Origin of the sequence: Tenacibaculum adriaticum (genome assembly GCF_008124875.1) — a bacterium.
Lineage (GTDB): Bacteria > Bacteroidota > Bacteroidia > Flavobacteriales > Flavobacteriaceae > Polaribacter > Polaribacter adriaticus.
In genome coordinates, this window is record NZ_VNIA01000001.1 from 592,176 (window position 1) to 604,384 (window position 12,209).

The 12,209-nt window shown below is 30.4% G+C and carries 8 protein-coding genes; 5 read left to right on the top strand and 3 right to left on the bottom strand.

What is annotated here, in order from left to right:
• Positions 1–9: 9 nt before the first annotated feature.
• A complete protein-coding gene (locus tag C7447_RS02750; protein WP_148868650.1) occupies positions 10–1,161 on the bottom strand; it encodes a DNA polymerase III subunit in 1,152 nt (383 codons plus the stop codon).
• A 122-nt stretch (positions 1,162–1,283) separates the two neighbouring features.
• On the opposite strand from C7447_RS02750, the gene C7447_RS02755 reads away from it, so the two are divergent.
• From C7447_RS02755 to C7447_RS02780, 5 genes are all read left to right on the top strand, one after another.
• Positions 1,284–1,508: a FeoA family protein gene (locus tag C7447_RS02755; protein ID WP_148868651.1), complete on the top strand. Its 225-nt coding sequence runs from the start codon at positions 1,284–1,286 to the stop codon at positions 1,506–1,508.
• 3 nt (positions 1,509–1,511) lie between these two features.
• Positions 1,512–3,623, top strand: a complete 2,112-nt coding sequence (gene feoB / locus C7447_RS02760; RefSeq protein WP_148868652.1) for a ferrous iron transport protein B — start codon at positions 1,512–1,514, stop codon at positions 3,621–3,623.
• A 163-nt stretch (positions 3,624–3,786) separates the two neighbouring features.
• Complete coding sequence (locus C7447_RS02770) at positions 3,787–7,164, top strand: hypothetical protein (protein WP_148868653.1); 3,378 nt, start codon at positions 3,787–3,789, stop codon at positions 7,162–7,164.
• Positions 7,165–7,217: 53 nt separating this feature from the next.
• Entirely contained in the window at positions 7,218–7,718 is a 501-nt protein-coding gene (locus C7447_RS02775) for a DUF3575 domain-containing protein (protein ID WP_148868654.1), read from the top strand.
• 104 nt (positions 7,719–7,822) lie between these two features.
• Positions 7,823–8,779: an endonuclease/exonuclease/phosphatase family protein gene (locus C7447_RS02780; protein ID WP_148868655.1), complete on the top strand. Its 957-nt coding sequence runs from the start codon at positions 7,823–7,825 to the stop codon at positions 8,777–8,779.
• Between the two features lie 50 nt (positions 8,780–8,829).
• Here C7447_RS02780 and glmS read toward each other — a convergent pair whose 3' ends face one another.
• Positions 8,830–10,686 (bottom strand): glutamine--fructose-6-phosphate transaminase (isomerizing), encoded by a 1,857-nt coding sequence (glmS, locus tag C7447_RS02785; RefSeq protein WP_148868656.1) that lies wholly within the window; start codon positions 10,684–10,686, stop codon positions 8,830–8,832.
• A 16-nt stretch (positions 10,687–10,702) separates the two neighbouring features.
• Positions 10,703–12,196, bottom strand: a complete 1,494-nt coding sequence (locus tag C7447_RS02790; protein ID WP_148868657.1) for a DUF4270 domain-containing protein — start codon at positions 12,194–12,196, stop codon at positions 10,703–10,705.
• Between the last annotated feature and the right edge of the window lie 13 nt (positions 12,197–12,209).

Sequence of the window (12,209 nt, forward strand, 5' to 3'; positions counted from 1 at the left end):
TTTATTTAATTATACATTAATTTTTTCTTCTTTAGTATGTAGTAAACGAGTTAGTTTAATAGATAAATCTAACAAAATAATTTTAGCATTTCCGTTTCTTTCAATATGATATTGTGCTTCACTTAGTTCTTTTTCAATAGTTAAAATATTACCGCTATGTATAAAAGGAGCAAATTTTTCTATTTGAAAATTAGAGATTTGTGTTTTTAAAAACACTAAATCTGGTGTTCCGTAATTTAACAATAGAGCTTGTCTAAAAAAACGTAAACAATATTGTAAAAATTGTTTTTGAGTTTCACGTCCAGACTTCGCTATTGCTTCACTCCAATTTATTAAATCTTGAATAACACTTGCGTTACCTTTCGCTTTAAAAGCACTACGAATCCAGGTAATAAACCATTCTTCAAAAACCAAATCATTAGAATCGTTGTGTAATAAATGAATCGCCTTGTTATAATTCCCTTCGGATTGGTGTGCTATTCGTATAGCTTCGTTTTCAGTAATATTTTGTTTGTTAATCAACGTTTGGACAATATCATTTTCGCTTATTGAAGGAAAATGTAATGCTTGACAACGAGATTTAATAGTATTTATAATTTGACCTTCTTCTTCGGTAATTAGTAAAAAAATAGTTTTACTAGGAGGCTCTTCAATTAATTTTAAAAGTTTATTTGCTGCAGAAGAATTCATCTTTTCTGCCATCCAAATAATCATAATTTTGAACCCTCCTTCGTACGATTTTAGCGTAAGTTTTTTTACAATATCTTCAGCTTCATCAACACCTATTTGACCTTGTTTATTTTCTACTCCAATATGCTGTAGCCAGTTAAATAAACTTCCATACGGGTTTTCAGCAATAAAACTCCTCCATTCTTCTAAAAACAAATTACTAACAGGATGTTTTTTTACATTGTCGTTTGTTGTTACAGGAAAAGCAAAATGGAGATCGGGATGCTGTAATTTATTACACTTTATGGTACAAGTTTCTTCATCATTTGATGTACTACATAATAAATATTGTGCATAAGCAATTGCCATAGGTAAAGTTCCGCTACCTTCCTTGCCTACAAAGAGTTGAGCATGTGGAATTCTGCCGTTTTCAGCAGACTGAGTCAGGTGCTTTTTAATATGTTTTTGACCTATAATTTCTTTGAATGTCATATCGCAAATATAATACTTCTAAAACGAGAAAGAAATCACTTCTTTAGAATGATTCTAATTTAGTATCTTTGCATTAAAATTAGTGTTCCCGCATTTGCGGGAATATCTTTATAAAGTAATTAATGAATACAATCGCATCGTTGCAAATTGGTGAAATGGGTGTAATTTTAGAAGAGAGTTTAGATAGAATTCCGTTAAAATTACTAGAAATGGGTTGTTTACCAGGAGCTGAAGTTAAGCTTTTACAAATAGCACCTTTTAATGACCCAATATATATTTGTGTAAACGGAAGTCATTTAGCTATTCGTAAAGAAACTGCTAGTCAAATTTTAATTTCTAAATTTTAATTGATGAGCAAAACACAAATTATTAATGTTGCTTTAATTGGAAATCCCAATACAGGAAAAACATCATTATTTAACCAACTTACAGGGTTGAATCAAAAAGTAGGTAATTATCCAGGTGTTACAGTAGATAAAAAACAAGGAAAATGTAAGCTGCCTAATAATCAAATTGCCCTTATTACAGATTTACCAGGTACGTATAGTATTAATCCTACATCTTTAGATGAAAGTATTGTTTTAAAAACGTTACTGAGTAATAATGAATTAGAGAAGCCAGATGTTATTGTTGTTGTTGCAGATGTAGAAAACTTAAAGCGAAATCTTTTACTTTTTACGCAAATTCAAGATTTAGAAATTCCCACCGTATTAGTTATTAATATGGCCGATCAAATGAGGCGAAAAGGAATTTCTATAGATATTCAGTTACTGCAAAAAGAGTTAGAGACCGATGTTGTTCTAATAAGTGCAAGAAATGCAGCTGAAATTAATAAGGTAAAGGAAGTAATTGCTAACAAAAATAAAATAGACAAACCGAAACCAGTTTGTAAAATAAACCATAAAATTGATGCAGAATACTTTGCTGAACTACAAAAAGTAACACCTAATTATTCATTGTATGAGTTATGGTTAATGGTAACTCAAAATAGTTTTCCTGAAAAGGTTACTGAAGTTGAAAAGCAAAAAATAAATGAGTTTAGGAGTGATATAAGTAAGGTAAAGAGGTATCAGCACAAAGAAACAATTTACCGTTACCAAGCTATTAATAGAATTCTAAAAGCAACTTATAAAGTAGATGCATCGAAAGCTACAGACTTAAGGAGTAGATTAGATAAAATTTTTACCCATAAAATCTTCGGATACGTTATTTTCTTTGGAATATTACTGTTGATTTTTCAATCCATTTTTGATTGGGCATCTGCTCCGATGGATTTTATAGATGAATTTTTTGCTAATTCAGCTGAATTTGTGAAGTCTCAACTTCCTACAGGAATGTTTACTGATTTATTAACCGATGGAATTATTCCAGGTATTGGAGGCGTGGTTATTTTTATTCCTCAGATTGCAATTCTCTTTTTCTTAATTGCTGTTTTAGAAGAAACAGGATATATGAGTAGAGTAGTTTTTTTAATGGATAAAATTATGCGTAAATTTGGGATGAGCGGGAAAAGTGTAATTCCTTTAATTTCGGGTACCGCTTGTGCAATTCCAGCAGTGATGTCAACCAGAACTATTACCAGTTGGAAAGAACGATTAATTACCATTTTAGTAACTCCTTTTACAACATGTTCTGCTCGATTACCTGTGTATGCAATTTTAATTGCCATTATTATTCCGAATAAAAAGCTCTTTGGTTTTTTAAGTTTACAAGGATTCACCTTACTTAGCTTATATGTTTTAGGATTTGCCGCAGCAATTATTTCAGCCTATATTTTGCATAGAACACTTAAAATAAAAAACACTTCGTTTTTTGTGGTTGAAATGCCTAATTATAAGTTACCATCACTTAAAAACGTGTTTTTTGATGTATTTGAAAAAACTAAAGCGTTTGTGCTTGGTGCAGGGAAAATCATTTTAGCAATATCAATCGTTCTGTGGTTTTTAGCTACACACGGGCCTTCATCATTTAAAGATGCTGAGAAAAGTGTAATAGAGAATGCGAATAACAGTCAATTATCAGAAGAAGCTCTACAGCAAAAAATAGCTTCTGCAAAACTTGAAAAATCGTATATAGGAATTGCTGGAAAAGCTATTGAGCCAGCAGTAAAACCTTTAGGTTATGATTGGAAAATTGGAATCGGATTAATTACCTCTTTTGCAGCACGTGAAGTTTTTGTTGGTACATTGGCTACTATTTACAGTATAGAAGGAGTGGAGGACGAAGCTACTATAAAAGAGCGAATGACTGCAGAAATAGATCCAAAAACGGGAGAAAAGCGTTTTAACTTTGCAACAGGAATGTCTTTGTTGGTGTTTTATGCATTTGCAATGCAATGTATGGCAACTTTAGCAATTGTAAAGCGTGAAACAAAAAGTTGGAAATGGCCACTAATTCAATTAGTAGGAATGGGCATTTTAGCGTATGTTTCTGCGTTAATTGTATATCAATTTTTAAAATAATGCAAGAGATCTTAACATATATAACAATAGCTTTAGCAGTTGCTTTTTTGGTGAGGAAATTCTTTTTCAAATCAAAGAAGAAAAAAAATTGTGATACAAATTGTGGTTGTGCCTAAGCATAACAAAGAATAAACTATTTTTGTTTATACTACGTTTGTAAAGTATGACCAAAAAACTAATTTGTATTCTCTCTTTTTTCTTCGCAATTACTGTTAGTGCGCAAAAAAAATCGAAAGATTTTCGGTCTAAAAAATATGTGGTTGTAAACGATACTATTAAAATAGATACGTTAAGCATCAATCCTCAAAAATTTAAGGTATTTACTTCGGATAAAAAACTTGTTAATCCACAAGAATATTCAATAGATTTTAGCAAAGCACAGCTTATTATCAACAAAAATAAATATACAGAAATTACCATCGAATATTATAGGTATCCTGATTTTGTTACCAAAATATATACTCCTTACGATAAAAAACTTATTGTTCCGAATACTTCGAATACAGGTAAATTATATAGTGCCACAACAAACAAGAAAGTTTCTAATATTAAGTTGTTTGATGATTTAAAAACACAAGGTTTTATTGCACGCGGAATTACGGTTGGGAATAATCAAAATGCAGTTACAAACTCGTCTTTAGACTTAAATATTGAAGGGAAGCTCTCAGAAAATGTTTTTATAAGAGCAAATATCTTTGATACTAATTTTCCGCTACAACAAAATGGATATTCTCAAAACATTACCGATTTCGATCGAATTTTTATTGAACTATTCAGTAAAAAATGGAAAGTTAAAGCAGGAGATCTTTCTTTAAATAATAACGATAGTTATTTTTTGAATTTCGACAAACAAGTTTCTGGGTTACAAGTGGAAGCTAATCTTAGTGAAAACACAAATGTTTCGGCTTCCGGAGCCGTAGTTAGAGGTCGATTTTCATCATTTGATTTTGTGGGTATTGAAGGAAATCAAGGACCGTATAAGATTTTTGGTCTCAATAACGAATCTGTATTAATTATAGTTTCTGGTAGTGATAAAGTTTTTGTAAACGGAATTCAACTACAACGTGGTGAAACTAAAGATTATGTGATTGATTATAATTTAGCAGAAATACGATTTAATACTACCTATCCTATTACTAATGATATGCGTATTCGAATTGAGTTTCAGTATTCAGACAGAAATTTCACTCGTTTTATTACGTACGAAAAAGCACAATATAAAGATGATGATTTTTCGATATCGGGATATTTTTATAACGAAAAAGATGCTAAAAATCAACCTGTACAACAAAGTTTAACTACAGAACAAAAACAAATTTTAGCCGACGCAGGGAATGATGTGTCTCAAATGGTGAGCCCAAGTGCTTTTTTAGATGAATATTCTCCAAATAGAATTCAGTATAGAAAAGTGTTAGTAAATGGGGTTGAAACTTTTGAATATTCAACCGATGAAAATGAAGAGTTGTATTCGGTTTCGTATACAAATGTTGGTGTAAACCAAGGAAGTTATGTAATTGATAGTACCATTGCTATTGGTACGATTTTTAGACATGTAGGTATCAATCAAGGAAATTATGAGCCTGTAGTTCGATTGGTTGCACCTTCAAGTTTGCAAGTTGTTGTGGTAAATTCGAGTTATCATCCATCAGAAAAAACAATAGTAAATGCGGAATTAGCGTACAGTGATAATGATTTAAACTTGTTTTCAGCAATAGATGATAGTAAAAACCAACGTTTAGCTTCTAAAGTTAATTGGCAACAAACATTAATTGATAAAAAATGGCAGCTTGTAAGTGATGTGAACTACAAGTTTATTCAAGATAATTTTAAAACGGTGCAACGTTTTCAAAATGTGGAATTTAATCGTGACTGGAACTTAATAAACACTACAGGGAATCAGCATCAAATAGGAACAGCTTTTCTTTTTAAAAACAAGAAAAAGGATTTTGTATCGTACAGTTTTAATCATTTAAGTTTTTCTGATAATTTTAACGGAAACAAACACGAAATTAAATCCAAATTTCATGTAAAGAGAACTAATTTTTCGGTTGATGGAAGTTTACTTAACAATACATCCTCGGTTGAAAAAGATAATTTTTTTAGATTAACATCTACTATAGAACATAGTTTAGGAAAACCATGGTTGGGCGCTTTTGTAAACTTTGAAACTAATGATAGAAAAGATAAAAACACCAACGGTTCTATTAATACTAGTCATCAATTTAAAGAATACGAAAGCTATTTTGGTTTAGGTGATTCCACTAAAGTTTTTGCGAAATTTGGAATTAATTATAGAACAAATGATAGTGTAAGAGCAAATACATTCACTGAAATTAACAATAGAAAAACGGTTTATCTAGATAGCAAGTTGATTCAAAACAAAACCACCAATTTAGCATTGTATGCTAATTATAGGTTGACCAATAATGCTTTTACAGAAAACGAAAAAGCACTTAATTCTCGATTAGTTTATAACCAACGTTTTTTTAAAAGTTTTCTAACCTTATCAACGGTTTATGAAACTTCTTCAGGAAATATTGCACAGCAAGATTATGTATATGTAAAAACAGAACCTGGACAGGGTTTTTATACTTGGGTAGATTATAATAATGATGGAGTTCAGCAGTTTGAGGAATTTGAAATAGCACAGTTTCAAGATCAAGCAGATTATTTACGTGTAGCACTTCCAAATCTTAGTTATTTACCTACACAGCGTGCAAAATGGAAACAAACGGTTACGTTAAATGCATTGCAATGGGCAAAAAATTCTGGAATTAAAAAAATAGTATCCCATTTTTATAATCAAACCTATTTATTAATTGACAATGAACAACAAAGAAAAGGAGATAGTTTTAATTTGAATCCGTTTGATTTAGACGAAGATAAATTATTAGGGTTAAGCTTTAATTTTAGAAACAATTTGTATTTTAATAAGAATTTGAAGAATTATAGCTTGATTTACACCTATGGAAAATCACGTAATAAACAACAATTTAATGTTGGCAACCAAGAAAGCAATTCATCTATTTATCAATTAGAATTACAACATAAGTTGTCAAAATTTTGGCAGTTAGATGTTAAATCATCTGTTTCAAAGAATCGATTAAAAACAGAAAATTTAGCAAACAGGAATTATGATATAGATATTAATGAAATTAACCCAAAGCTCACATTCTTATATAGCAAAGACCACCTTTTTTCTGTATTTTATAATTATAAGAACAAAAAAAATCAGGTAGATAATTTTGAGGAATTAAAGCAACAAAAAATTGGACTTGATTATTTTTTTATTAGTAAAAAGAGAAATCAAATCAGTACTAATTTTACGATGTTTTTAAATGATTTTATTGGAAATTCAAATTCACCTGTAGGTTATCAAATGTTAGAAGGTTTACAAATAGGTAATAATTTTACTTGGAATTTATTATTCGACCAAAAATTGAATTCATTATTAAATTTAAGCATTAATTACTTTGGAAGGAAAAGTGGGACATCTAGTACTATTCATACAGGAATGGTACAGTTAAAAGCTATTTTTTAAATTTTTAACGTATGTTTGTTATATAGTTATTAAGAAAAGTTAAAGAATAAAAAATGAAAAAAAATTTAATAATATTTGCTGTTTTTCTAAGCTCGTTTGTACAAGCTCAACAGGAAGTAAGTGTTGATTTAGGAGACGCTTTAGTCATGAAGACTTTAGAAGTTTCGTATGAATATTATTTAAGTGATCAATCTTCAGTAGGTTTATCAGGTCTTTTTAATTTTAATGGAAGAAATTCTGATTTTAGATATAAAGAAGAAAATATGGTTACACCCTATTTCCGTCATTATTTTACAACAAATAGTACTTGGAATTATTTTGGAGAAATTTTTATGGGGATTAATTCAGGAGAGGAAGAAATTAAAATGTTAGGTTCTCCCAATCAATACGAACAATATACAGATGGAGCTTTAGGGGTTTCTATAGGTTCTAAATATATTTCTAACGGTGGCTTTGTAGTAAGTGTATTAGGAGGTATAGGAAGAAATTTGTTTACAGATAAATCACCAGCAGTTGTACCTAGAGTTGGATTAAATGTCGGGTATAGGTTTTAATCAAGCTAAAAAACGATATTAAGTCCGCTTTTATAGCGGATTTTTCTTTTAAAATAACTCCCTTAACAGGGTAAACCTTAAATTACTGTTTATTCATTATAATTATGAAATTATCACAAAAACAAATATTTACTGTTGCTTTTTATAATGTTGAAAATCTATTCGATACAGTAGATAATCCTTTAACAGCAGATGATGATTTTACAGCAAAAAGTAAACGACGTTGGACATTAAGTAGATATGGTAAAAAGATTAAGAAGTTAAGCTCAGTGATTAGTCAATTAGGAACCAAAGTTTCTTCACACTCACCAGTAGTTGTTGGTTTAGTTGAAGTTGAGAATAGTAAAGTTGTACAAGATTTAATTCGACATAAAAATCTACATAAACATGATTACGGATTTGTTCATTATGATTCTCCAGATGAAAGAGGAATAGATGTAGCGTTGTTATATGATAAGAAGTTTTTTGAAGTTATATCTTCAAAAACATACTCTCTAGAACTCACGGATGATAACGGTGATATTGATTATACAAGAGATGTTTTGCGTGTTTCTGGCCATTTACATGGAGAATTAGTACATATTTTAGTCAATCATTGGCCTTCACGCCGAGAAGGAGAGGAAGAAAGCAAGCACAAACGAATAAAAGCAGCATCTATAGTGCATAATGCCATAAATGATATAAAAGAGCAAATAAGTGACCCTAAAATCATTATTATGGGTGATTTTAATGATGATCCAACTAGTGAAAGTGTCAAAAAAAACTTAGTTACTAATGATTTTTATAATCCTATGGAAAGTTTATTTGAAGAAGGATATGGTACATTAACGTTTAATGGGAAGTGGAATTTTTTCGATCAGATTATTTTTTCTAAAAATTTTATTGAATGTAATGGAACTCAGCATTCATTTTTATACGCTGAAGTTTTTAATAAACAATGGTTGAAAATTTTCAAAGGGAAATTAAAGAACAGTCCTTTTAGAACTTATATAGGGCCTTGGTATAAAGGAGGCTTTTCAGATCATTTTCCAGTTTACACTTACTTAGAAAAGAATCAATAAAAAATCCCAAGCTTAATACTTAGGATTTTTGAGTTTGTATAAAACTGAAATTATTCTACAGTAACCGATTTTGCTAAATTTCTAGGCTGATCTACATTTTTACCTAACATAACGGCTATATGATAAGATAATAATTGTAATGGAATTGTTGTTAACAAAGGAGTTAATGCTTCTTCTGTATCAGGAATTTCTATTACGTGATCTGCAATTTCTTTAACTGTTGTGTCTCCTTCTGTAACAATAGCAACAATTTTTCCACTTCTAGATTTTATTTCTTGAATATTACTTACTACTTTTTCATAATGCCCTTTGCTAGTTGCAATAACGAACACTGGCATATTTTCATCAATTAAAGCAATAGGGCCATGTTTCATTTCTGCAGCAGGATACCCTTCAGCATGGATATATGAAATCTCCTTTAATTTTAAAGCACCTTCTAATGCTACTGGAAAATTAAATCCACGTCCTAAATATAAACAGTTTTTAGAATCTTTATAAACTTTTGCTATTTCCTGTACCACAGGGTCTATTTTTAATAACTTTTCTACTTGAGTAGGTATTTGTTGCATCATTTGTAAATATGCATTTACAGCTGGTTTAGACAAAGTTCCTCTCTCTTGAGCTAACTTTAATGAAATTAAGGTTAACAATGTAATTTGAGTTGTGAATGCTTTTGTAGAAGCAACACCAATTTCTGGTCCTGCATGAGTATAAGCGCCAGCATGAGTTTCTCTAGCAATTGAAGATCCAACAACATTACAAATACCAAAAACAAATGCTCCTTTTGATTTTGCTAATTTGATAGCAGCTAATGTATCTGCTGTTTCACCAGATTGTGAAATGGCTATAACAACATCTTTTGGAGATATAATTGGGTTTCTATACCTAAATTCAGAGGCATATTCAACTTCAACAGGAATACGAGCCATATCTTCAAGTAAATATTCACCCACTAATCCAGCATGCCAAGAAGTACCACATGCAACAATAATTATTCTTTCAGCATTTAAAAATCTAAGTAGATTATCATCAATACCCGCCATACGAATAATTCCTTCGTTGGCTAACATTCTTCCACGATAGGTATCAATAATAGCTTTTGGTTGCTCGTGTATTTCTTTTAACATGAAATGTTCGTAACCCCCTTTTTCAATTTGATCTAAACTTAGTTGAAGTTCTTGAATGTTTGCATCAATTAATTTATCATCTTCTATTTTACGAACTTTTATAGCTTTTCCCTGTTTTATAATAGCTAATTCACCGTCTTCTAAATAAATAGCATCTTTAGTATATTCTATAAATGGAGACGCATCTGAAGCGATAAAAAACTCTTCATTATTTTTACCAACACCAATAGCTATCGGACTCCCTAAACGAGCCACTACTAATTCATTTGGTTTAGTCTTATCAAAAACAGCAATTGCGTAAGCACCAATTACATTGGTTAGAGCTAATTGTACTGCTTTTCCTAGTTTGCAATTTTCTTTTTTCTTTACTTCTTCAATTAGATTAATTAAAACTTCAGTATCTGTATCACTTTGAAATTCATAACCGCGAGATATTAATTCTTTTTTAATAGTATCGTAGTTTTCAATAATTCCGTTATGAACAATAACTAAATCTCCAGACTGAGAAAAATGAGGATGTGAATTTATGTCATTTGGTACTCCGTGAGTTGCCCAACGAGTATGACCGATTCCTATCTTTCCAATTTTTCTTTTTTCGTCTTTATTGGTTATAACTTCAAGGTCTGATACCTTTCCTTTAGTTTTAGATAAGTTAATAGTTTCACCATCATACATCATGATTCCAGCACTATCATAACCTCTGTATTCCAAGCGTTTTAATCCGTTAATAACGATTGGGTACGCATCTCTTTCTCCTATATATCCTGTGATTCCACACATAACAACTTAAATGTTTTTATTTTTCTTCAGTGTACGAAATTACCAACTTAGCTTTTTTATCACCATTTGTAGATAAGTGATTTAATAAGCTAACAGCTCTAGGATTCCAATTATAAGTTTTTACTATTGTGTCTGAAACAGGTGCATCTGTGTCAACATTGTAAACTTTTACCTTTAATAAAGGGTTGTAGTTTGTTTCACTTTTTAATAAATCAGAAATATAATCGGTAATTCTTATGGTATATTTTTCAGGTTTTCCATCAGCTAATTCTAAATTTCCACCAAAAAAAGTTGATTCAGAATACGCATCTTTTATTTGTGCCCCTACTACATCTCCACTTTTATATGCAAATAATCTTCTAGGAACATTCGTAGTGTCTCTATTTCCATTTACATAGAAAATTAAAGAAGCATCGTTGATTAACCAATTATTGGTTCTAAGTTCTTGTAGTTTAGTGTCATCAAAAAGCTTTACTTCTGCCATTGTTCCAGCAGTTCCTTGTACAACAATGTTATTTGTTGGGAAAGGGTTTTGCTCAGACATTTTATAAATACTATTCTTTATTCCAGAAAGTGGGAATGCATAACTTTTAGGTAGAGTATCTTTAACTCTTCCTCCTTCAAAAGTTGTTACTGTATAGTGAAACTCTAAAGTTGGATTATTCGTTCCAGATAAGTCAAGCGGAATTAAGGCACCATCATTTCCTTCAGACTTTAGAATTAAACCTCTAAAATAATCATCAAAAGCAACTTTAGTAGAAAATTCAGGATCATTGAATTTATCCCAAAATAATTCTTTCATTCTTGAAGTTTTTAAAGGAACTAATAAAAATGGAGCATTGTTACTTAATTTAATGGTATCCTTATAGATTCCTCCTTCACTTGTTTTTCTGTTAAGAAAATACATAGTATCTATGGCTCTTGGAATGAATGAAAAGGTATCTTCATTTAATATTTCTTCTTCGATATAATCTTTGTTAGATTTATAACTATTTTTTTTTGAAGGGTCAGTAGGGTCTAGGGTGTTTAAAAAAGTACCATTTCTATAAACTTTTAAAGATGTAGTTCCTTGAGCATTACCCAAAACAGAATCTAATCTGAATTTTGGTTTTCCATCAGATTCTTTACCAATGTTAGTAGCTAGGTATGGTATTTTCACAAATACTGTGTCTAGTGTAAAGATAGAGTCAACAGTACCTGTGCCACTATCTTCGGTTTTTGGATTCACCAATAATCCTAATTGACTTACTATTGATGCTTCAATTTTTTTATAATCAGGATTGTTATACACACCTAATAAATATTGCCCTAGGTTACCAATGGCAATATTATCAGCTCTTACATTTTTAACATCTGTAGTGTCAACTGTAATATCTAAAGTATCTTTATTTGTATTGAAAGGATTGTTTCCTATAACTTTTGTACCTATATCCTGAAAATCTTTTTCACATGAAATTATGGATGATATTAATAATAATATAACACCTAGGTAAGCGATTCTTTTTGTCATTCTTTTGTAAAAT

What these genes read in the sequence shown, in the direction of transcription:
- C7447_RS02755 (WP_148868651.1), top strand. Translation starts at nt 1,284, where the DNA reads ATGAATACAATCGCATCGTTGCAAATTGGTGAAATGGGTGTAATTTTA.
- C7447_RS02790 (WP_148868657.1), bottom strand. Translation starts at nt 12,196, where the DNA reads ATGACAAAAAGAATCGCTTACCTAGGTGTTATATTATTATTAATATCA.
- C7447_RS02770 (WP_148868653.1), top strand. Translation starts at nt 3,787, where the DNA reads ATGACCAAAAAACTAATTTGTATTCTCTCTTTTTTCTTCGCAATTACT.
- feoB (WP_148868652.1), top strand. Translation starts at nt 1,512, where the DNA reads ATGAGCAAAACACAAATTATTAATGTTGCTTTAATTGGAAATCCCAAT.
- C7447_RS02750 (WP_148868650.1), bottom strand. Translation starts at nt 1,161, where the DNA reads ATGACATTCAAAGAAATTATAGGTCAAAAACATATTAAAAAGCACCTG.
- C7447_RS02775 (WP_148868654.1), top strand. Translation starts at nt 7,218, where the DNA reads ATGAAAAAAAATTTAATAATATTTGCTGTTTTTCTAAGCTCGTTTGTA.
- C7447_RS02780 (WP_148868655.1), top strand. Translation starts at nt 7,823, where the DNA reads ATGAAATTATCACAAAAACAAATATTTACTGTTGCTTTTTATAATGTT.
- glmS (WP_148868656.1), bottom strand. Translation starts at nt 10,686, where the DNA reads ATGTGTGGAATCACAGGATATATAGGAGAAAGAGATGCGTACCCAATC.